Source organism: Chitinophaga varians, from assembly GCF_014529945.1.
Classification (GTDB): Bacteria; Bacteroidota; Bacteroidia; order Chitinophagales; family Chitinophagaceae; genus Chitinophaga; species Chitinophaga varians.
The window spans coordinates 145,596-167,977 of sequence record NZ_JACVFB010000008.1; the positions used below are offsets into that span (position 1 = coordinate 145,596).

Here is a 22,382-nt window from a genome sequence, read left to right on the forward strand (position 1 = left end):
CTTTAGTGTTTGAAAAACGGGACCTGTGTTCTTACCGACCCATAAAGGTAGATGTTAGAGAGGAATGGTAGATGGTGGCCAAGGCGATTGGGCATGTTGGGCAGCAGCCTGTGCGTTGGCATCGAATACAGGGATGGCATTCCCTTTTCTCTTTATGAGAAAGTAGCGTATCCAGTAAAAACGGAAAAAAACAGAGAATGTAGTCGGATTAAATCTAAAAGCCAGTGGCGCCTTATGGCGTCGCTGGCTTTTAAGCACGTTTTCAAAGAAGGAAAAACTATCTGCTTTTTTGCATGTCTTCCAACTTCTCTATCATAGAATTGGAAAAATTAATTAACTCTGTTTTCTCCGAGCGCGATGGCTGATATCCTTCATGGACGATTTTATTCCGAGCCAACAGAAGTCTCTTTAACATAATAATACTATCTTTATCGTTGGCGAATAGTGATGATAAGAAATTAATTATCGAATTAATTGACCTAACATTGTTTACTGAAAGCCCTTGCTTTATCATGATTGACCCAGCCAGTTTCTCTATTATCTGCCATCTATTAACTATGTCATAGTTTGTCTTTAAATCGAATGATTCCACCATTCTTTGCTCGCGATTGTCATTAACTGACCTTTTATACATCAGTAACACATATATGGCTGCAGAAAGCATCGTTAAAACCCCAACTCCTGAGACGAGTAGGCCTAAATCAGATTTCAGGTCAAACTTATTACTCTGAAACAGATAAATAAGCATTCCGGCGAGTGCATAAAAAGCGCCAGCGAACGAGATCACCAAGGATAGCTTCCTTCTAAGATATTCAGACCTTTCCCGTTTTATCCTGAAATCCAAAAACTGTTCCTTTGCTTCAATAATATCCCGAAGTGAAATTTCTTGCTCAAAGGTTTTTCTAGTTTGAGCAATTTCAATTGCCCTATCAAAAATTTTATTGGACACCTCTTCCGCAGCTTCCTCCAATGCTACTTTCGCCGATGGTGTCAATTTTTCCTTGTATATATCTCTATTGTCCATTGCTCTCATTATTAAAAATTAGATAAGCTGCCGATACTATTGCAAGTAAAAACACAATAAGGAACCATATGATTTCGTTTAGTGTCTTGACTTTGGTAGTATCTAATATACTACCAAGCATAGCACCTGCTATCATGGTTGCGACAAAGGAAGCAATTTGAATTATCTTAGTCCACTTACTTTTTGTCGGCTTAGGAACGAACCTTCTGGAATAATGAGCGGCATCATTAATGATTGCAGCGGTAATCTCAGTGTTTGTATCTGGACTGCGCCTACTTGCTTCAATACGAGAAGCTTCATCGACTATATCCTCAGTCAATTTCTTGCTATATTGTATGAGTGCACTCTTGCCATTGGGGCTTAGGTTCTGAACTTTTTCGTCTGGTATATCAAATTCAACTCTCATTTATTGTTTGTATTCTTTTAGCAATGCGTCTAATAAAACACAGTTTTTCATATAAATTCAGTTTGAGAAACGAGCAATAAGGGAATATTGGTATTTGAGCACGTCCTCTCGAAAAGGTTCGTTAAATATAACTGAAAGAAGTGAGCTTGGCTCTCGGTTGATTTATAAATAGGGATACAATTCATTCAAGCTTTTTATTCTTATTATGAATAGATTTTCAATGTTTCATTCAAGCAAATCAGAAAATAATAATGGTTTCAATATACATAAAAAGTAACAAATATCAATGCTTGCAGGGCGAAGAGCTTAATTTATATTGTAATAAAAGAGGGCCGAAGCTTCCCTATAATCAATACTCTGATGGAAGCATCAGCACATTATTACAGAAATACAGTTTTACAATATCTGCCTCGAAATCACTGTAAGAATACTCATGTTGAAATATACTCTTCCATTACCGTCATCGTGGGTAAGTATAAAACAGCAAGCAGGTCCAGCTCTTCTTTTCCTTCTTCCGCTTCCCATATCCGTCCCAACTTTCATACTTGGAATGGTTCAGATAGCGCAATTGTAAGTAACAAAATATCATCTATCAGCCAGTAATATGAAAAGACATCCCGCAGTTCCCGTAAGCCATCCATAAGCAGCTTTCCGGCAAAACCATGCTGGTACCAATTTCTCGTTCCTGTAAATCCCATTAAACGATTGACAGCATCGGTATTTGCGGTAATTCTTTTCTGTTCCATAATTTAACGTTTTAATTGTCAAAGAATTAGGAACAGGGCCTATATTTTTGCGAGCAGCTCGTAGCTTTACCATCAGGATTTTTGTTATCCTAGCGAAGATGAAAAAGAATTGATAAATCTTGACTTACTTTTATAACTCATAAAGTTTTATGGTCCGATGTTTGGGTTTTGTTTGGTTTGTTTCGGTTTGCAAGTCCTAAAACCCTTTACTGATAAGCATCTACCAGAAAAAAGGATACAGTAAACTTAGTTTTTTTACTGTATCCTTTTTTGTATCCTTTCAGATTCGTTTGATATGATTTATCTTTTCACACCAAAAGCAGAAAAGCCGCATAAATCCTACGATTTAAGCGGCTTTAATTTCCTTTGATGATTTAGTGGTGATCCCGCTGGGACTCGAACCCAGGGCCCATACATTAAAAGTGTATTGCTCTACCAACTGAGCTACGGAATCTTAACACCCCGTTTGTTTAACGGAGTGCAAAGATAGGAATAAATATTTTTCTTCCAAATACTTTTCTAAAAATTTTTCCTATTTGCCTGTAAACACCACCTTGTAGCGGATGAGCGGGTCATCTTTTTCCTGCTGGTCGAACACGTGCAGCAGATAATATTTACCGGCTACCCAGTCATTCACCGCGTTGTCATAGTACGGGCTACCGGGATTACCGCTTTGTCCGCCGGGATAAATACCATAGGCTTCTGTCTTATCTGACAGCTGCACCACCATGCGCCAGGAAGGGCCGTGGGTGTCTCTGGTGGCGTTAACGATGTGTCTTCCGCCGCCGGTATTCAGGTGCATGGCGCTGAAGGCGGGAATGACGCGGGTAAGGTGACGGATATTAGTACCGCGGGCTTTGCCCAGCTCCAGTTTACCGGCTTTATTCAATTCCGCCATTTCTTTGGTGATGGAGGTAAAAGAGCCAAACACCAGGCCTGACAATGTTTCTTTCTGCGGCGTGTTGATATTGTCCACGAAGTGCACGGCGCTGTCACGCAGCAACATCAGCAAGGTAGTGGTAGACTGCGGCATGGCTAATATGGTGGAATCTTTCGGCACCAGTTCATCGCGGAAAATCGTATCTGACAGATGCTCCCACAGGGCATTAAAAATTGTCGCCGCTTTGCTGTCCGGAGAAGCGACACAGTCCCATTGCGTCAACAGCTGCCAGTAAGGACGCTGCGCATCGGTGAGCGCGGCGGTATCCATATGTTTGCGGATAAGTGGCATCGCTGCGGCGGCAAACAGGTTTTTGTTATCATTCTGAAGCGTCATCATGTCCTGCGGTGTGATCTGGTTCATCTCACCCAGCCGGTTGTTGATCCGCTCGCCGCGGAACAGATCATATTCGGCGCTATACAGCACATAAGGATAGGTATTGTCTGTAGGCCGTTGATTGGCGGAGCTGACAAAGCCTCGTTCCGGATTTTTGATATGTGGCAGCTCGGCATGGGGGATATACCCTTGCCAGGCGTAGGTGCTGTCGCTGCCCGGCATAATCCATTTACCCTGGTCCTGCCAGCGTAACGGGTACTGCCCATTATGCCAGATCGCGATGTCGCCCGCTTTATCGGCAAATACGAAGTTTTGCGCCGGGCAGGTAAAGGTACGTAGCGCATCGAGATAGTCGTCGTAATTATGGGCTTTATTGAGGCGGTAGAAGGTACGCAGCTCATTGGAGGAATCCAGGGCCTTCCAACGCATGGCGAGGAAAGACTGCCCGGCTATCTTTTCAGGGAAGGTATTATCGTATGCTACCGGGCCAAACACGGTGTAGGCCACGGTATCATAAACGGTAGCGCCGCCTCTCACTTTGATGGCCTCTACCCGCAGGTCTGCCGCGCGATAGCTGCCGTTGAACAGGTATTCTTTTTTACCGTTGCGGAATTGCATCCGGTAATAATCTTTCACATCTTCTTCTCCGTTGGTAACACCCCATGCGATGTGATCATTGAAGCCGATGATCACACCGGGAGCGCCCGGCAGGGAGGCGCCGTAGACGTTCATATCCGGGGTATGCACCTGCACCTCATACCAGAGGGAAGGCAGGCTGAGTCCGAGGTGCGGGTCGCTACAGAGAATGGGGGCGCCCGAGCGGGTTTTACTGCCGGCTACGGCCCAGTTGTTGCTGCCATTGGCCGGATCAGGCTTGTCCTGTTTAAACTTCATAAAAGCCGCATCGATGGCCAACACGCTGTCGGGCGGCGCCACTGCTTTGGCAGAAGCGGCTGCGAAAGGCGTCCCTCGGGGAATAATCGGATATAAGGTGTCCTGAAAATCGGGATATAACAGGTTGAAATCAGCCATGGAAAACAGCCGGCGGGCATTGGTATATTCCAGGTCATTGCAGAACCCGGCCAGATCGGCTGACATATACTTTAACAGCAGGGCAGATTTGATCACGTCCCACTTTTCCGGCTTATAATCGAGGATCTTGTACTCCACCGGCAGCGTGGCGGGCGTGAGCTGGGCGATATAGGCGTTCACCCCGTCGGCATACGAATGGATGGCTGTCCTGGTGGCAGGATCCGTTTCCATCACCGCTACCGACCTCTCTGCGGCATACACCATCCCATCGCGGCGCTTACCCCTGTCATATTTCACCAGGCCAGGCCCCAGCACCTCCGATAACCGGCCGGCGGCAGCGAAAGTCTGCAGCTCCATCTGCCAGAGACGGTCACGCGCGGTAACATACCCCTGCACATAGTAGGCATCCGCCTCGTTCTCCGCAAAGATGTGCGGCACGGCACGATCATCGTACCATACTTCCACTTTACCGGTCAAACCGGGGAGCACCATGTTCTCATGTGGCCGCTCTCCTATCACTTCTGCATTCTGCCAGAAACCGGTCTGCGGGCTTAACAATTTTCCCATCGGGGGAAGCACACCTATTTTGTTGCTGAGCGCATAGGTAAGCGATAATGTAACGGCTGCGGTGATAACTGCTGGGATGATTCTCATAAATAGTAGCTCGGATGTATATATGTAAAATACGCTATTTTTTCATCAAACGAGCTAATGCAATAAGACTTTTATGAGCAGGTCTGTTTCCTCCATGGTATTAAAGCTGTGCAGCACGATCCGCAGCCGCTCCTCACCTTTGGGCACCGTAGGATGCAGTATCGCCCGCACATCCAGGCCGGCCGATTGCAGCATCGCGGCAATGGTACGGGTATGCTCGTTGCCTTTTGTCAAAACGCCCTGAACAGGCGTATCCCCGGGCAATAACGTCAACGATTGTACGCCGGTGCGGAAATGCCGGACCAGCGCCGATAGTTGCTCACGGGCCTCGTCCATGTAAGGAAAGAGGCTGTAGCTCGCCTGTATGGCGGCGATGGCCGAAGGCGGCAAGGCCGTGGTATAAATCAGCGACCGGGAAAAATTGATCAGATAATCCCGCAGCGTGGCAGAACCTAACACCACGGCGCCATGGCAGCCGACCGCTTTTCCAAAGGTATGCACCCGCGCGAAACAGGCGTCTTCCAGCCCCAATGCCTGTACCAGGCCCGCGCCTTTTGGTCCCACCACACCGGTGGCATGGGCTTCATCCACGATCAGGTGCGCCCCATATTCTTCACACAACGACACAATGGCCTGCAACGGCGCCATATCACCATCCATGGAATAAACTGACTCCACCGCCACAAAACAGTTGCCACCCGCGTTGTTGATCTTTTTACGGAGATCCTCCATATCATTATGCCGGAAAGAAAAAGTCTGCGCGTTGGACAAACGCATGCCATCACGGATAGAAGCATGCACCAGCTGGTCATACACCACGGTGTCCCCCTTCTGCGGCACACAGGAAAAGAGGCCCAGATTAGCATCATAACCGGAATTGTAAATCAACGCGGCATCGGCCTGATGAAAAGCCGCTAAATCCGCCTCCACATCATTGATCCATTGATAATTGCCCGCCAGCAACCGCGAACCGGTACTGCCGTGCGACACCGGCCGCTCCTGCTGCAACTCCCTTATCTTTTCCTGTAAAGCCGCACTACGCGCCAGTCCCAGATAATCGTTGGAACAGAAATCTACAAGTTGACCCGGTAACCGCAACTCCCGGAAGGAATGATGTTCGCGCCGTTGTAACAACGGTTGCAATAAAAAGGGCTCTGGACTTCTGTGCATATACAAATGGGCTTTTAGCAAATTAACAGATTCAATACTATCTTCGCACCACAAAAATAACCAATACCAGAAAGCGAAAACATGAGCAAAGTATCCATACTCGGATTAAAATTACCTACCGACCCCCGCTGGGTGAATCTCGCAGCTATTTCTCTGCAGGATATCCTCACGGACCATGCCTACTGTGAACAGAAAGCTGCCTCCTCCGCCATCTCCCTTATCCAGCGCAATCCGGAAAGAGAAAAACTGGTACAGGAACTGGCACCTATCGTGACGGAAGAATGGGGACATTTCCGGCAGGTACTGGCCGAGATGAAGAAAAGAGGGCTCCCGCTGGGCAAACAACGGAAAGATGATTATGTGAACGCCCTCATGGACAACCGCGTCAAAGGCGGCAGCGCTGATGATGCCTTCCTCGATGCCCTGCTGATCTTCGCCCTCATCGAAGCCCGCAGCTGTGAACGTTTCCGCCTCCTCAGCGAAGGACTGGAAGACGAATACCTGCGCGAATTCTACCGTCGCTTCATGATCTCCGAAGCCGGCCACTACAGGTTATTTATCGATCTGGCCAATGAATATTTCCCGGAAGAAAAAGTGCGCAAAAGATGGGAGGAATGGCTGAAAATGGAAGCCGAAATCCTGCAAAATATTGAAGTGCGCGGCGACCGCATGCACTAGCATTTTTTTATTTTGATATTTTGATATTTCACCGGGTTGTTGCAAGGAAAGAACCCCATGAAATATCAAAATATCAAAATGAAAAAAATCAGAAATTAAACCCGAGGTTCACATAAAACTTCAGCTTACCCGATTGGTCACTGTACATCATCGTGGCTTCTATAGGCCCCAGGAAACTGGCGTAACCCGCTCCCAGCCCGTAACCCGTCAACCCGCTGTAAGTGCTTTGGGCGCCAATCAGGCTGCTGTTATACAAAGCTGCTCCTACTCTGGGTATCGCATAAAACTTCCGTATAATTTCATATTGCCACGCAGCCTGCACCGCCGCTACTTTTGAAGACATCACCTCCCCTTCAAACACCCCCACGAACGGCACCTGGTTGCGGATCACATCGTTCATCCCGCCTACCACATAAGCACTCACCACGGATTCGTTATAATTAAAATTCCATCCCAGATTACCATTAAACTGTAAAGCTGATTTCCGCCCCAGCGGCACATAATATTTTGCATTGACCAGCAGCCGTTGATAGTTATTGAACCGGACACCAGCACTGTCAAGGTCCAGCGGGAAACCGCTATTGTTAACATTAATACCGGAATGCTGGTTGTAGATGAACCCTCCCTCTATGTTGAGCAGCAGCCCGCTGGTAGGATACACCTTCCGGTTCACCGAATTCACACCCAGAAAAGCATAGCTGTTCAGCTGATTGGTACTGCCTCTTATTTCCACAAAAGGCGAGTACTGCGGTTTGTATTTGATATATTCCCAACGTGTACCCGCGCCGAAAGCGATGTTACCGCTGGGAGAATATTGCAGGTTGATGTCTACATTCGCGTATTTATTGCGATAAGGCTGCATCTTGGTCAGGTCTTCATCATAAAACGTCAGGGCCGTGTTTTCATAATAGGCACCCAGCCCAAAACCAAAGCTACGGCTGCGTCCCAGATACTTGAAGTACTGAGCTTCCAGCCGTGGGTTTTCACTGACGGCCACACTCACAAAAGAACGGGAGTTAGGCACGATAAAATTCCGTTGCGTGAGGTTAAGGATGGCACTGGCGCCGGTAAGCGTGTTATAGTTGATGGCAAACTTCACGTATGTCAGCGGGTTTTCTTCCGCTGCGATCTCCATCCTGTATTGCCCATATCCTTCCGGATGCAGGTTATAGGTGATCTGTTTGAAGAAGCGGGTGCCATATACCCTTTGGATGGCTTCGCGCAGCTGCGCGTTGCTGTAACAGCCGCCAGGCTTCAGATGCAGCCTTTGCAGGAAAAACTTCTCATCAGAATGTACCAACCCCGACACATGAATGCTGCTCAGTTCCACATCGGCCGAAAAGGGCAATCTGTTCACATTTGCCAGGTGCGCATTCAACGAGTCTGCCAGATGTTTGAACACCGGATACATCTCCCGTCCCTTCCTTTTACCAATCTCGATGATAGAGTCTACACTGTTGAAGGCTGCGGCGGAATAGTTTTCCAATTCATTGCTGATCGGGATATAGATGTCGCACAGCTTACGGGCTTTTTCAAAATCAGCGGCATCTTTATAAAAACCCAGCTGGTACAGGATATCAAAAGGAGTGACCAGCTGTTCGGCCTTACGCAGTCCCCCGCTTACATTGGAGCCAATCACGATATCGGCGCCCATATCCTTGGCGGTGATCACGGGGAAGTTACGCACCACGCCGCCATCCACCAGTTTACGGTCCCCTATTTTCACGGCCGTGAAGATGGAGGGAATGGCCATACTGGCACGCATACTCGTGACAATCTCTCCTGAGTCCAGCGTAACGATCTGGCCGGTGGCCACATCTGTGGCAATACATTTGAAGGGAATATCAAATGTGGAAAAGTCTTTTTTATCCTTCACCGGCCAGCTGAGCTTCGCCAGCTCCAGCCACAGCGCTTCTCCGGAGATAACGCCGGAGGCCAGCTTCGGACGGCCGTATTCAAAAGGTATCTCGATAATATATTTGTTGTACTCGTTCTTTTCTTCGTAGGAAATATCTGTCAACACCGGCTGATTGGTAAATAAGCTGTTCCAGTCCAGCCGCCGGGCCACGGCTTCGATGGAATCGCCGGAGTAGCCCATGGCATAGAGTGCGCCTACAATACTACCCATGCTCGTTCCCGTGAGATAGTCGACTTTAAGCCCCGCACTGTCTATGGCCTCGAGAATGCCGATGTGTGCGAGCCCGCGGGCGCCACCGCCGCTGAGCGTCAGCCCGATCTTAGGCCCGTTATGGGCAGGCTGCTGCGCCTGCAGGCCCGTGCAGAAAAACAACTGTCCGAATAAAAATGCAAAAAATAGTCTGCTGAAATGTAATAACTGTCCCTGGTTCATCATAGTTTATTGCGGCTGTAATTAAAGATAAGGCTTTATTCCGTTTAAGATTCTGGTGCCAACACTTGCACCCATAATAATTATTTCCTATCTTTTTCCCTTCAACCGACAACCCAAAAAACCCATCGCTTAAAAATTCGCATAATGCAACAAACCGGGACTAAAACTATCTGGCAGGTGATCATGGCCTCTTCTGCCGGTACACTGATAGAATGGTATGACTTCTACATTTTCGGCAGCCTGTCGGCCATTATTTCGGAAAAGTTCTTTCCGCCCAGCAATCCGGAACTGGCGTATATCGCCACACTGGCTACTTTCGCTGTAGGCTTCATCGTCAGGCCTTTTGGCGCCATCGTTTTCGGACGGCTCGGTGACCTGGTAGGCCGTAAATACACCTTCCTCCTTACCCTGTTGATCATGGGCGGCTCTACTTTCGCTATCGGCCTGATACCCAGTTACCATACCATCGGCGTACTGGCCCCCATGCTGGTGCTGCTGCTACGCTTATTACAGGGCCTGGCGCTGGGTGGCGAATATGGCGGAGCAGCCACCTATGTGGCGGAACACTCCCCCAACAATCGCCGCGGCTACTATACCAGCTTCATTCAGACCACCGCCACCCTCGGACTGTTCGTGTCACTGGCCGTGATACTGATCACCCGTACTGTGATGACCCCGGCCGATTTTAACAACTACGGCTGGCGTATCCCTTTCCTGTTGTCCGTTTTGCTGGTGATCATGTCTTACTACATCCGTATTCGCTTACAGGAATCCCCTTTATTCATCCAGATGAAAAAAGAGGGCAAAACATCGGCTAATCCCATCAAAGAAAGCTTTGGCAATAAAGAAAACCTGAAACTGGTGCTGATAGCCCTCTTCGGTGCAGCGATGGGGCAGGGCGTGGTGTGGTATACCGGACAGTTCTATGCGCTTTCTTTTCTTCAGAAAACGATGAACATCGAATTTGTGCAATCTAATATCATCATCGCGCTGGCGCTACTGCTGGGCACACCGCTGTTTATTTACTTCGGGTCGCTGTCCGACCGCATCGGCCGGAAAAAGATCATGCTGACGGGTATGCTCATCGCAGCACTGGCCTACTATCCGATCTACAAGGCCATGGACACCATCGGTGATGTGAAACAGAAAACGGAACTGACGGAACTGTATAAGATTGAAAGCAACCAGTCCAAAAATGACGCAGGTCAATTTGTGCAGCATACCACCAAGGTGCATACCTATGCTGACGGCAGCGTGCTCCGTATCAGCGAAGGCAAATCGGAACTAACGGTGGACAATACACGCATGGCCATGCTGGTGCTCCTGATTTTTGTACAGGTGGTGTTCGTGACCATGGTATATGCGCCCATCGCGGCTTTTCTGGTGGAGATGTTCCCTACCAGGATACGGTATACGTCGATGTCGCTGCCGTATCATATCGGCAACGGCGTTTTCGGTGGACTGTTACCCACCATTTCCACTATCCTGGTCACCAAAACCGGCAATCACCTGGCCGGATTGATTTATCCTATAGCCGTGGCTGTTATCTGTTTCGCGATAGGCCTGGTATATATGAAAGACAATAAGAATGCGGAAATTTGATTTACGGATTTCTTGATTTACGAATTTTGGGATTTCGGGGTTTACCAAAGAGGAGACTACCTTAAATTATATCATTTGATTTTTTGTTGTCTTCGCACTATAATCCCCGACATTCCAAAATTCGTAAATCAGGAAATCCGTAAATCACAATAACCAAATATTTAAATATCTAAATAAAAAAATCGTGGAGGTCGTTGAGATGCAGGTACGGGTGTGCCTGCATCAGCTGTTTTACTTTCGCGGCGTAGGTACGACGGAACTGCTGGTGTTGGCTGCTCTCCGGATTAAATGGCCGGTGTTGAGCCGCCCTGTTGATTTCCGCAATAGTATGCACTAAAGGCTGACTGCCGCTATGGACAGCAGATTTCACCACATGGTCCCACACATAATTGACAGCCGTTTCATTAGGATGCACCATGTCTTCCTTATAAAAACGGTAATCGCGCAGGTCATCGATCACCAGCTCATAAGCCGGAAAATACCAGAGGCGGGAAAACTTGTTCACCATATGATGTACCGCCTGTAGCAGTACCGCTTTACTGAGATTGTTTTCCACCACGCCATCACGGACATACCGTACCGGGCTAACGGTGAAGAGTATATTAACTTTTCTGTTGCGGAAAAACAGCCGGTGCATCATGTTATCGAGGGCTGTCACGATCTCTTCCACGGTGAGCAGTCTTTTGTAGAAGCTCGCTGCCGGCACCTTGTGGCAGTTGCCCACCAGGTGGCTCCCTTCTTTCAGGAAATAAGCGTGAGCTGAGCCTAATGTCAGCACCAGCCAGTCGGCCTGCTCCAGCGACTGCATGGCTGCCTGTTGTGCGGTATTGATCTGCTCCAGCACCGCTTCGGGGGAAGTACCGGAAAAGCGGCTGTGGTGGTCCCAGCTGTGCCAGGTGTCCTGATGCTGAAAGAGATCTTCCCGGGTATACACTTTGCCGTCCAGGTAGGTAGTGAGTGCATGGGTAAGGCTCAACGGGTTAAAGAGAATACCATGTGGATTGAGGAGGGTATTAAAGCGATGCTCCTGCAGTTTGGCCCCTATCTCTTCTGCGAAACAGGAGCCCATGAGCATGATCTTATCGGTATATTGAATGCCCGGCGCTATGGTATCTACCGGGAAACTCAGGTGAAATTGCATGTGTTAATCTTTAAACACCACGTCTGCCAGCTGCTGGGCGGCCTGCAGGGCGGTCATATCGAGGGTCAGCGGCACCTGGTGCTGCTGACAGAACCAGATCATATTTTCTGTAGACAGGTTACCCACCAGTTCGTCTTTAGCCATCGGGCATCCGCCAATTCCTTTGATAGCACTGTCGAAACGCCGGCATCCCTGTTCCCAGGCGGCCTGCACTTTCTCTTGCCAGTTGTGGGGGGCAGAATGAAAATGCGCGCCGAATTCAACGCGGGGATAGGCCGGTATCAGTTGCCGGAACAGGCTGGTGATCACTTCCGGATTGGCTACGCCTACTGTATCTGCGAGGGAGATGGTGGTGATGTCCATTTTCGCCATTTCGTCGACCCAGCGTAACACGATCTCAGGGCTGTAGGGGTCCTCATAAGGATTGCCGAAGCCCATGGAGATGTATACCACCAGTTCTTTACCGTTTTTGATACAGAGTTCCTGCATGGTCTGTACCTGTTCCAGCGACTCAGCGATGGTTTTGTTGGTATTTCTCAGCTGAAATGTTTCGGACACGGAGAACGGGAAGCCGAGGTAGTTGATTTCCTCGTGAACCATCGCGTCTTCTGCGCCCCTTACATTCGCCACGATAGCTAACAGTTTACTTTTGCTGGCCGACAGGTCGAGGCGGGACAACACTTCGCGGGTGTCTGCCATCTGCGGAATAGCTTTGGGAGATACAAAACTGCCAAAGTCAAGGGTGTCAAAACCAACTTTGAGCAGCGCCTGCAGGTAGTTGACCTTTTCTTCCGTGCTGATCATCCTGTGCCATCCCTGCATGGCATCACGCGGACATTCGACTAGTTTCATCAATTACGAATTACGGATTACGAATTACGAACTGCGGTGTTTTAGTAAATAGTATACCCAAACTTACAAAGAATTCCCAATTCGTAATTCGTAATCCGCAATTCGTAATTAACTGCGCTGTTTCATGGCCTCATAAAGGATGATTCCCGCGGCCACGGATACGTTGAACGATTCAAAATTGCCCGCCATCGGTATGCGGAATAATATATCGGATGCTTTGACGAGTGCAGGGTATACGCCTTTGTCTTCAGACCCCATGATCACGGCCACCGGCTCGCGGAGGTCGCAGTCATAAAGTTTGATGGCTGTTTCCATTTCGCTGGAGAGGACTTTGATACCATTGAGATGCAGGGTATCGATCGCTTTCAGGAGGCTGTTCACACGGCAGATCGCTATTTTCTCCAGCGCGCCGGCGGAGGATTTCATGGCTTCTTCGTTGAGGGCCGCGATGCCTTTATCGGGGATAATGATGGCCTGTGCGCCGCAACATACCGCGCTGCGGGCGATGGCGCCGATATTACGGACATCCGTAATACCATCGAGGATAAGAAAGAGAGGTGTTTCTCCCTGTTCAATCACATGAGAGATCACATCCTGTAAATCGAGATAGGTAACCTGGCCGGTGAGGGCTATAACACCCTGGTGATTAGCCTGGGTGAGGCCGTTGAGTTTCTCTACCGGCACTACATTGATGGGAATATTACCGGCGAGGGCCTTTTCTTTGATCTGAGGGATAATGTCGCCGGTGGCGGAGCGCAGCATATAGATACGTTCTATCGGCTTGCCGCTGTTGAGGGCTTCCATCACCGGTTGCCGGCCAATAATCAGCGACGACTGCTTCGGACGCGGGCTGGCAGGCCTTTTGGGCCCACCTGGTCTTCTTTCACCTTTGAAAGCGTTAAATTTTCTTTCCATTTGCTGCAAAGAAACGCTTTTTCTGTCAATCCAGCTCCCCTTCCAGCATCATCAGCTTTATTTTCTGTATAGCGACCACGGAGATGGCATCTGTGATATCATAGTTTTTAACCATCTGATAAACTTCTTCAAACGGTAATTTTTTCACAAACAACTCTTCTGTATCTTCCGGTTCTGCTGTTCTCTGTTCCAGCTCCCGTGCCAGGAACACCACCCCTGTTTCATCCGTCACGGAATTGGATACCGCCAGCTCACAGATCACATCCCAGCGCCCGGCGACGAGGCCTGTTTCCTCCAACAGCTCCCGCTTCGCTGTATCCAGCGGATATTCTCCCAGCGGACCACCGCCTTCCGGTATTTCCCAGCTGAATTTTTTCAACGGGAAACGATATTGCCCCACGAGGTAAGTGTTCTGCTGATCATCCAACGCGACCACACCGATGGCCAGGTTCTTAAAATGTACCACTCCATAAATGCCGGGGCCACCAGCCGGGTTTAACCCTTCATGGTGAATCACCTGAATCCATTTGTTATCATATCTTACCTCGCTGGAATGTATTGTCCAGGGATTATTATATTTGATCATTTAATTATTTAGTTATTTTATTATTAATATGCTTCATCGTTAAAGCAGCAATGACCAAAATAACAAAATATCGAAATAACAAAATAACAAAATAATCAGAGCGTCAGGTAGAAATAGAAGGAGTTGGTATCTTTCTTAAAGCCTTTGGATTGATAAAGTTTCTGTGCGCCGTTGTTCGCTACATAAGTCTGTAACATCACCCAGGCGGCGTCTGTTTTCCGGCCATATTCCACGGCAGCATCCACCAGCGCGCCACCGGCACCCTTGCCGCGATGCTCTTCCAACACATACACATCGTTGAGCAGCCATCCCCGCTTCATGCCCAGAGAGGTAAACAACGGATACAACTGGGCAAAACCCACGATCTCGTCTTTGTCAAAAGCCACAAAAATAATGCTGTCTTCCTGTTTGAATCTTTCGCTGATAAAAGCCAGCGCCCCTTTGAAATCAGGCGCCTGATCAAAATAGCTGCGGTATGCATCGAATAATACGGCTACTTCGTTGGTATGCATGGCTGATGCCTGGACAACTTCCATAAGATCTAATTTATGTTTGCGGGATAACCTGCCTTAAATTTAGCGCATTTCATCGGACAAAAAAAAGATGCTCATCCGGTAAAAACCGGGGCGAGCATCGGACTTAACTTCTACCTTAAATATTTATTGCAGTTGTTGGCGTTTGCTTTTATTAACCGCGTCATTGACCAGATACACGCCACCGACCGTCACGAGGCTGCAAAGGCCCATCAGCCAGGTCAGGTTCTCTTTCAACAGCATCCATCCCAACAGCACGGCCACAATCGGATTGATATACGCATATACAGATGCCAGCGATGGCGGCAGATTATTCAGTGTAAACACATAAGCCGAATAACTGAGAATAGATCCTATCAGTATCAGGTATAACAGGCTTTCCCACAACTCTGCCGTGAAACTCTCCGCGGAGAACTGTTGCCCCATGAACACGGTGGCAATCAACAGCATCACAATACCGCTGAACAGCATCTGAAAACCGGCGCCGAAAAGATAGTTCACCCCTAAGGCCCACTTGGCTGTTAGCACGGAACCCAGTGCCCAGCAAATGCACGCGAAGATGGACAACATAATGCCGAAGCGAAAATCAGGATTCATGAGACTCGACAAATAATTGTAGAAGATCCCCGCCACACCGGCAAATCCGAGTAACATGCCCACCAGCAACTGTATGCTGATACGGGTTTTCTTCACCAGGAAATAGCTGAAGATGGTAATCCAGATCGGTACGGTAGCGCTGATCACCGCTCCCAGCCCGCTGGGAATATACTGCATGGCCCATGTCATGAGTCCGTTGCTGCCCACCAGCATCAACAGGCCCATTACAAAGAGTTTGGACAGTACAATTTTCTCCGGCAGCTTATATCCTTTCAACAGGAAAAAACCAGTGAGCAGCAAACCGGCAGTTCCCTGCCTAATACCCGCCAGCATAATTCCGTGGATATGTCTGACACCGATTCGTGATGCCAGATAGGTGGTTCCCCAAAAGATACTTACAATAGCCAATGCGATATAAGCATTGGTGCTTGGTTTACGCATATGTATGTAGATTCAAAATGGTAGCAGCAACTTCTTTCATGGTCTGATAGGCCAACTGTACATCGTTGGCCGTCGTGCGCCAGTTCACCAGTGCGGCGCGGATGCCCGGCTGACCAGCGTAAACGGTGCGTGTCATGCACACCACGCCGGTAGCGTTGAGCGCATGCAGGAAGCGGTCCACCGTTTCTTCCTGTTCATCAGTCGGCACGTTCAGCGTAAAGCACACCACACACATCCTCACCGGCGATAACAACCGGAAGGCCGGATGCTGCGCCAGCAGATCGCCCAGCTGTTGCGCCTGCGCCACATTCTCTTCCACGATATGCCGGTAGCCATCCTTACCATAGGCCATCAGCGAAAACCACGCCGGCAAAGCACGCAGCCGCCGTGAGTTTTCCGGTACATGATTGATGAAGTTGAAATTTTCTGCAGGATCACCCAGATAAGCGGCGCCTGCGTTCTGAAACACTTCCACCTGCAATGCCGGATGCCGCGAGAAAATCATGGCAGCATCGTAAGGGACGTTCAGCCACTTGTGTGCATCGATGGTGATGGAGTCAGCCTCTTCCCAGCCATTCAGCAGATGACGATAGTGCTCACTGCAGGCCGCAAATCCGCCGAAGGCGGCATCTACATGCAACCAGAAAGGATACTGTTTTTTCAGTTCCACGATAGCCGCGATATCGTCAAAATCCACCGTATTCACAGTTCCTGCGCTGGCAACATACATCACCGGCTGGCCCTTGCGGGATTCCAGATAGGTGCGCAGCGCATCGATATCTACACTTTCCCGTCCGGGCAACGCGGGTATCTTCACCACGTTATCACGGCCCAGGCCCAGCATGGCCATCGATTTGGTGACACTGGAATGTGGCACACAGGAAACGACCTGTAAATCCTGTAATCCGGCCATCCCCTGTTTGCCAATGTCGATACCCCGTTGTTGCCCCAGCCATTGCCGCCCCAGCGCCAGGCCTGTGAAATTGGCCATAGTGGCGCCGGTTACAAAACAACCGAGGAATGCATCCGGCAAACCAAACAGCTGTTTCAGCAGCGCAATGGTTTCTGTTTCTATGGCAAAAGCAGCAGAGCCTTTATCTGATGAATTCAAATCCATGGTAGCCGCCAGCCAGTCGCCCATCAGGGCCGCCGGCGTTACGCCTCCCGTTACAAAACCCCAGTACCGCGGCCCCACGGCCGCTGTGATAGCATTGCCATACTGCTGCCGGAACAGTTCCAGTGCCGCCACGCCGCCCACACCTTCCGCAGGTATCGTCTGCCTCACCGGTATGTCAATCACCTTGTCTGCCGCCAGCCGGTCGAGTGAGGATAAAAATTTACTGCTGAATTCTTTGGTCAACTGTAACAGGCGGTCCGTATGTTTTAAATCTTCCTGAAGCTTCATTATATAGGCGGTTTAAACGGGAATGGATAGGTTCAACTTTTTCAAGTCTCAAAATTGCACATAAAAAAGGTATTAAAACAGATTCAGTTTTGTGTTTTTTGAGCATATCAGATTTCCGCAGCTAAATCCCCGGGGTATATCAACAACCCTAAAACTGAAGTCGAAGATCGATTCTTTTGAAATCAAACCGGAGCCCAATAAGGTTTTCGGAGGATCGGTGATAAAAAACGCATACATTCACCATAAAATAAATCATACCCCAATGAGCCATTGTTTTACCCAACTGCACCTGCAAATTGTATTTGCAGTGAAATACCGCGCCGCATTAATTGATAACAGCTTTAAGCAAAACCTGTATAAGTATATGGCAGGTATCATCAACAACAGATCACATTCATGTCTAATTATCAATGGCATGCCCGATCACGTGCATATACTTGTTCGCATGAATCCTGTGGAGTCAGTTGCGTCGTTGACGCAGTCCGTTAAAGGCAGTTCCGCTCGCTGGATTAATGACCATTACGTTTTGCCCAAGCCATTCAGGTGGCAAGAGGGATATGGGGCTTTCTCCTATTCGTTGTCACATGTTCCGGTAGTAACCCGCTATATCCGGAATCAGGAAAAGCACCATCAACGACAATCATTTCAGGATGAGTACAAAACAATACTGGATAACTATAAAATGCCTCTTGATGCTTCTCATTCATTTAAACCCTTGCTTTGATTCCTAATTCGTTGGAGAACGTTCCGAACATTCCAGGTTCCCAGGGCTAAAGCCCTGGGCTAAGATGTTATTCAATTTCTTTAGGATTAGGAATTCAATCATTTATAAAGAATGACTTTTATCTGAGATCATGAAACCAGGATGCTGTTATGCATAATGCTCAAAATTTGAATGGAATGGATTAATATGATCATTGACAAAGACAAGCATTCAAAATCCCCGGGGCAAAGACTGCAACCGACAACGCTACGCTACATAAATGATAGCATACCCCACTCGAAGAAACCTGAATAACATCTTAGCCCAGGGCTTCAGCCCTGGGTTACGGGATATGGGTTCAATTCATTCACATCAACCCCGAAAACAAATCCAGCCGCTCATGCTCCAGTAGCCAGCGTTTGCGCCACAATCCGCCGGCATAGCCTACCAGCATGCCGTTGGCGCCGATTACCCGGTGACAGGGCACGATGATGGCCAGCTGGTTTTTACCGTTGGTGGTGCCTACGGCGCGGATGCTTTTAGGATTACCGATACGGTGGGCCAGTTGCAGATAGGAGATCGTCTGACCGAAAGGGATGCGTGTCAGTTGTTCCCATACTGTTTGTTGAAAATCGGTGCCGGGTTGCTGAATGGGCAGTTCAAATACTTTGCGGTCACCGGCGAAGTATTCATGCAGCTGTTGTGCGCATTCGAGCAGCAGGTGTGGTGGCTGAGGGAAAGCTGTGGCTGCTTCTTCGGTGAAGTTAACGGCTTGTATATATGTATCGGTGCCACTAATCAGCAGTGGCCCAACGGGAGTATCTATACGAAGATGTGATAATGCTGCTTCCATATCAAACATTTAATGGGGGTAATAAAGAGCGCCACAAATAGAAGATGGCGTATGCCGCATGTTGTTGCCAGGGCCGGGCATATTCCTGCAGTTGTGCCATCGATGGTTTAGCTGGCAGCTGCAACCGTTGCCGGATGGCGTTTTGTAGTCCTACATCCTCGAGCAGTACCGCCTGCGGAAAGCGGCTGTATTTCATCAGCGTATAGTTGGCTGACCAGTTACCAATTCCTTTCAATGCCACCAGCAGGTCGCGTGCGGCGGTATAGTCCAGTGAAGCCATTGTCTGCGCTGTCAGTTGCCCGCTGGCCATCACTTTAGCCGTCTCAACAAGGTACAATGCTTTACTGCGGGAAAACTGCATCGGGGTCAGCGCTTCGGGCAACAGGGAAGCGATGACGGCAGGATGCGGGTAAAGATAATAATCTGTTCCGTTAACGGCTTCATGATAACCAAAGTGATGAATAAAACGCTGCCTCAACGTATAGGCAAAGGAAAGATTGATCTGCTGACCGATAATAGGCCAGGTGATGGCTTCAAACAAATCGGGCATGCCTACCAGGCGCAGGCCGCGGTATTCAGCCGCCAGTCCGCGCAGCAGCGGGTCTGTCTGCGTGTAATCATAAAAATCGCGTAGGTCAGCATCCAGGTGAAGCCATCGGGTAACAAAATCCTGTATGTCTTCCTCCGGGAAAAAAGTATCTACCGGCGCCAGTACCGTCGCTTCAAGATAAGCAGCATCATCGGCGGGAGCAATCTCCACCACCACAGGCTCTCCTCCTGCCAGTAACATCCTGCGCAACTTTCCGTCAACGATATAATGCAAACACTCTTTGTCGGACCTGCCCAGAAAATGCAGGCATTCCTGAAAAGAGAAGTTGGCAGGGTCATTCACCGGGATCTTTATCTTTTGCATGGTCATTTGCAAAATTACTGAAACCAATCACAGACACCACCCGATTCTTGTCATTTTGGCGTCGTTATTTAGAAGCTCCTGCCCGTGGAGACTTCTAAATAACTACACCCGACATCACGGTGTCACTAACCGACCGCCGTGCGAGAGGTAACGACAATACGGTTCCAGGCGTTGATCACCACAATGGCCATGGTTACAACAGCCATCTCTTCTTTAGTGAAGACAGCCGTAGCGGTGGAAAATACCTCGTCAGGCACGTGCGTATCGGCCAGGAGTGTGACTGATTCTGTGAGCGCAAGCGCTGCGCGCTCCTTCTCCGTGAAAAAAGGCGCCTCCCGCCATGCATTCAGGCAATAGATGCGTTGCTCCGTTTCTCCGGCCGCACGCGCATCACGGGTATGCATATTGATACAAAATGCACAGCTGTTGATCTGCGACGCTCTTATCTTGATCAGTGCATATAATGTTTTATCAATGCCGCTTTTTTTAAGTGCTTCCTCCAGTCCCAACATCGCCTGAAAGCCTGCAGGGAATAGCTTCGAAACGTCCATCCTGGATTCCATGCCGATTTGATTTACACATGATAAAAAAACTGTTCCCGGATGACTTTGCCGTCTTTCACTTCATAGACGATGATCTCGTTACGCGAACGGCGACCAATACCTTTTACTGTCAGCTCTGAGTGAAACTGTACCGCAAAGTATCCGGCTGCCACCACCGGATCAGATATTTCCAGCAGATGGATGATTTCAATGTTGTCAAGAAATGCTTTCTCTTTGGCCATAATGGCTTCCCGTCCGTGGACCACGCGGCCGTCGGCCTCTATATTGAGGCAGTCCTCATGCAATAATGTTTCCTGCGCTTCCAGGAACTTCCATTCCCGGCAAAGGGCCACCAACTGTTGCGCTAATGTGTGGATAGTAGTGTTCATAAGCAATGATTAGCACAAAATAATCACAAAAAAAGACACCAGAACAGATACAGAATTGCTTACTTTTAACCATAACAGATTTTATTTTCGGGAGATGAACAACAGGAAAGACTTTTTATACCAGCAGCTGGCTGATAAGATTGAAACCATGATCATCAACGGCACCTATCGTATCGGCGACAAGCTGCCGTCGGTGCGCAGCCTGCATGCAGAACATGGCATCAGCATCAGCACGGCCCTGCAGGTATATGTACATCTTGAAAGAAAAGGCTGGGTGGAAGCACGGGAGAAATCGGGCTACTACGTCAGTTATTCCCGGCAGCAGCTGCCGCAGCTACCGGAGATATCGGCGCCATCACGCACGCCTGCGCTGGTGAAAGTCAGCGAGCGGGTATCGCTGGTGCGCCATACGGTGGCCATCAAAGGCATCGTGTCGCTGATAGGCGCGTCGCCGCATATCAGCCTGCTGCCGGTGGCCAAGCTCAATAAAGCATTACGGCAGGCCGCGCGTGAAGAGAAAAATACGTATATCCCTTACGGTGATATCGACGGTCACCTGCCGCTACGGCGGCATATCGCCCGGTTGTCGCTGGCATGGGGCGGCAGCGTGGCGGCGGAAGATATCACCGTCACCAATGGCGCCATCGAAGCGGCCACCATCTGCCTGCGCGCCGTGGCCAAAGCTGGTGACACCATCGCCATTGAATCACCGACGTTCGTGGGACTGCTGCAATCTATCGAGAACCTGGGCATGAAAGCGCTCGAAATACCGACCGATCCGGTTACTGGCATCTGTCTGGAGCAGCTGGAAACAGCTTTTAAGAAACAGAAGGTAACGGCCTGCCTCATCATCAGCAACTACAACAATCCATTGGGCAGCTGCATGCCGGACCGCCACAAACAGCAGCTGGCACGCCTGATAGAACAATATCAGGTCCCGCTCATCGAAGACGATGCCTACGGCGATCTGCACTTCAACGCGGAGCGGCCGCGTACCATCAAAAGTTATGACCGCGCAGATCTGGTATTGTACTGCTCCTCTTTTTCCAAATGTATTGCCGCCGGCCTGCGGATAGGCTGGATCATCAGCCGGCGCCATCATGATCGACTGGCGAGATTGAAGTTCATGTCTTCCGCCGCCACCGGGCTGCTGCCTCAACTGGTGCTGACACGGTTTCTGGACCAGCAGCGGATGGACCTCCATCTAAAACCGCTGCGGCAGGCGCTCCGCACACAACAGGCACAGATCAGCCGCGCCATACAACATTATTTCCCGGCCGACACAAGGCTCACCCGTCCCGAAGGCGGTCTTAGCCTGTGGGTGGTGCTGCCGCCGAAAGTCGACGGCTGGGAGCTGCATCGCAAAGCACTACAGCAGCAAATCGCTTTCACGCCCGGTAGCCTGTTTTCCAGCCAGCAGCAGTACAATAACTGCCTGCGGCTGTCTAACGCCAATCCGTTTGACGATGATCAGCATTGGGCCGTGCAAACGATCGGTAAACTGATACGCCAGCAACTGGACGGCCGCAGATAAATATCAGATTACATTTTGTATTTTTGGAGCATATCAGATT

Annotated in this window: 22 protein-coding genes and 1 tRNA gene; 4 read left to right on the forward strand and 19 right to left on the reverse strand. The window is 49.2% G+C overall.

The window, feature by feature from the left end:
* Nucleotides 1-277: 277 nt before the first annotated feature.
* The 7 genes from ICL55_RS31645 to ICL55_RS31670 form a co-directional block, all read right to left on the reverse strand.
* Nucleotides 278-1,033: a hypothetical protein gene (locus tag ICL55_RS31645; protein WP_188105370.1), complete on the reverse strand. Its 756-nt coding sequence runs from the start codon at nt 1,031-1,033 to the stop codon at nt 278-280.
* Complete coding sequence (locus ICL55_RS31650; protein ID WP_188105372.1) at nt 1,014-1,430, reverse strand: AtpZ/AtpI family protein; 417 nt, start codon at nt 1,428-1,430, stop codon at nt 1,014-1,016. The genes ICL55_RS31645 and ICL55_RS31650 overlap by 20 nt, the downstream gene beginning before the upstream one ends.
* 349 nt (nt 1,431-1,779) lie before the next feature.
* Nucleotides 1,780-1,875 (reverse strand): DUF6876 family protein, encoded by a 96-nt coding sequence (locus ICL55_RS35685; protein ID WP_425489549.1) that lies wholly within the window; start codon nt 1,873-1,875, stop codon nt 1,780-1,782.
* 94 nt (nt 1,876-1,969) lie between these two features.
* Complete coding sequence (locus tag ICL55_RS31655) at nt 1,970-2,176, reverse strand: DUF6876 family protein (RefSeq protein WP_188105375.1); 207 nt, start codon at nt 2,174-2,176, stop codon at nt 1,970-1,972.
* 378 nt (nt 2,177-2,554) lie between these two features.
* A tRNA-Lys gene (locus ICL55_RS31660) sits at nt 2,555-2,630 on the reverse strand.
* A 78-nt stretch (nt 2,631-2,708) separates the two neighbouring features.
* Nucleotides 2,709-5,138 carry a penicillin acylase family protein gene (locus ICL55_RS31665; RefSeq protein WP_188105377.1) on the reverse strand — a complete coding sequence of 810 codons (2,430 nt, stop codon included), beginning with the start codon at nt 5,136-5,138 and terminating at the stop codon, nt 2,709-2,711.
* Between the two features lie 54 nt (nt 5,139-5,192).
* Complete coding sequence (locus ICL55_RS31670; RefSeq protein ID WP_188105379.1) at nt 5,193-6,308, reverse strand: aminotransferase class I/II-fold pyridoxal phosphate-dependent enzyme; 1,116 nt, start codon at nt 6,306-6,308, stop codon at nt 5,193-5,195.
* A gap of 81 nt (nt 6,309-6,389) precedes the next feature.
* On the opposite strand from ICL55_RS31670, the gene ICL55_RS31675 reads away from it, so the two are divergent.
* On the forward strand, nt 6,390-6,986 hold the full coding sequence (locus ICL55_RS31675; protein ID WP_188105381.1) for a MiaE family protein: 597 nt from the start codon (nt 6,390-6,392) through the stop codon (nt 6,984-6,986).
* Between the two features lie 88 nt (nt 6,987-7,074).
* Here the strand turns inward: ICL55_RS31675 and ICL55_RS31680 are convergent, their stop codons facing one another.
* Nucleotides 7,075-9,339: a patatin-like phospholipase family protein gene (locus ICL55_RS31680; protein WP_188105382.1), complete on the reverse strand. Its 2,265-nt coding sequence runs from the start codon at nt 9,337-9,339 to the stop codon at nt 7,075-7,077.
* 141 nt (nt 9,340-9,480) lie between these two features.
* On the opposite strand from ICL55_RS31680, the gene ICL55_RS31685 reads away from it, so the two are divergent.
* Nucleotides 9,481-10,938, forward strand: a complete 1,458-nt coding sequence (locus tag ICL55_RS31685; protein WP_188105384.1) for an MFS transporter — start codon at nt 9,481-9,483, stop codon at nt 10,936-10,938.
* A gap of 169 nt (nt 10,939-11,107) precedes the next feature.
* Here ICL55_RS31685 and ICL55_RS31690 read toward each other — a convergent pair whose 3' ends face one another.
* From ICL55_RS31690 to ICL55_RS31720, 7 genes are all read right to left on the reverse strand, one after another.
* On the reverse strand, nt 11,108-12,079 hold the full coding sequence (locus tag ICL55_RS31690; protein WP_188105386.1) for a GSCFA domain-containing protein: 972 nt from the start codon (nt 12,077-12,079) through the stop codon (nt 11,108-11,110).
* Nucleotides 12,080-12,082: 3 nt separating this feature from the next.
* Nucleotides 12,083-12,931, reverse strand: a complete 849-nt coding sequence (locus tag ICL55_RS31695) for a hydroxymethylglutaryl-CoA lyase (RefSeq protein ID WP_188105388.1) — start codon at nt 12,929-12,931, stop codon at nt 12,083-12,085.
* 108 nt (nt 12,932-13,039) lie between these two features.
* A complete protein-coding gene (rlmB, locus tag ICL55_RS31700; RefSeq protein WP_188105391.1) occupies nt 13,040-13,846 on the reverse strand; it encodes a 23S rRNA (guanosine(2251)-2'-O)-methyltransferase RlmB in 807 nt (268 codons plus the stop codon).
* Nucleotides 13,847-13,871: 25 nt separating this feature from the next.
* Nucleotides 13,872-14,432: an NUDIX domain-containing protein gene (locus ICL55_RS31705; RefSeq protein ID WP_188105393.1), complete on the reverse strand. Its 561-nt coding sequence runs from the start codon at nt 14,430-14,432 to the stop codon at nt 13,872-13,874.
* A 95-nt stretch (nt 14,433-14,527) separates the two neighbouring features.
* On the reverse strand, nt 14,528-14,968 hold the full coding sequence (locus ICL55_RS31710; RefSeq protein ID WP_188105396.1) for a GNAT family N-acetyltransferase: 441 nt from the start codon (nt 14,966-14,968) through the stop codon (nt 14,528-14,530).
* 123 nt (nt 14,969-15,091) lie between these two features.
* Nucleotides 15,092-16,003 carry an EamA family transporter gene (locus ICL55_RS31715; RefSeq protein WP_188105398.1) on the reverse strand — a complete coding sequence of 304 codons (912 nt, stop codon included), beginning with the start codon at nt 16,001-16,003 and terminating at the stop codon, nt 15,092-15,094.
* Nucleotides 15,996-17,408: a pyridoxal phosphate-dependent decarboxylase family protein gene (locus ICL55_RS31720; protein ID WP_188105401.1), complete on the reverse strand. Its 1,413-nt coding sequence runs from the start codon at nt 17,406-17,408 to the stop codon at nt 15,996-15,998. Before ICL55_RS31720 ends, ICL55_RS31715 begins: the two co-directional genes overlap by 8 nt.
* 262 nt (nt 17,409-17,670) lie before the next feature.
* Between ICL55_RS31720 and tnpA the strand changes: the two genes are divergently transcribed.
* Nucleotides 17,671-18,132, forward strand: a complete 462-nt coding sequence (gene tnpA, locus ICL55_RS31725) for an IS200/IS605 family transposase (protein WP_188105404.1) — start codon at nt 17,671-17,673, stop codon at nt 18,130-18,132.
* A 346-nt stretch (nt 18,133-18,478) separates the two neighbouring features.
* Here the strand turns inward: tnpA and ICL55_RS31730 are convergent, their stop codons facing one another.
* The 4 genes from ICL55_RS31730 to ICL55_RS31745 all read right to left on the reverse strand — a co-directional run bounded on the left by ICL55_RS31730 (nt 18,479) and on the right by ICL55_RS31745 (nt 20,808).
* On the reverse strand, nt 18,479-18,964 hold the full coding sequence (locus tag ICL55_RS31730; RefSeq protein ID WP_246496767.1) for a methylated-DNA--[protein]-cysteine S-methyltransferase: 486 nt from the start codon (nt 18,962-18,964) through the stop codon (nt 18,479-18,481).
* A 1-nt stretch (nt 18,965) separates the two neighbouring features.
* Nucleotides 18,966-19,877 (reverse strand): DNA-3-methyladenine glycosylase family protein, encoded by a 912-nt coding sequence (locus ICL55_RS31735; protein WP_188105410.1) that lies wholly within the window; start codon nt 19,875-19,877, stop codon nt 18,966-18,968.
* A gap of 125 nt (nt 19,878-20,002) precedes the next feature.
* On the reverse strand, nt 20,003-20,440 hold the full coding sequence (locus ICL55_RS31740; RefSeq protein WP_188105412.1) for a carboxymuconolactone decarboxylase family protein: 438 nt from the start codon (nt 20,438-20,440) through the stop codon (nt 20,003-20,005).
* Between the two features lie 11 nt (nt 20,441-20,451).
* Entirely contained in the window at nt 20,452-20,808 is a 357-nt protein-coding gene (locus ICL55_RS31745; protein ID WP_188105414.1) for a nuclear transport factor 2 family protein, read from the reverse strand.
* Between the two features lie 94 nt (nt 20,809-20,902).
* Between ICL55_RS31745 and ICL55_RS31750 the strand changes: the two genes are divergently transcribed.
* Nucleotides 20,903-22,342, forward strand: a complete 1,440-nt coding sequence (locus tag ICL55_RS31750) for an aminotransferase-like domain-containing protein (protein ID WP_188105417.1) — start codon at nt 20,903-20,905, stop codon at nt 22,340-22,342.
* Nucleotides 22,343-22,382: the final 40 nt, after the last annotated feature.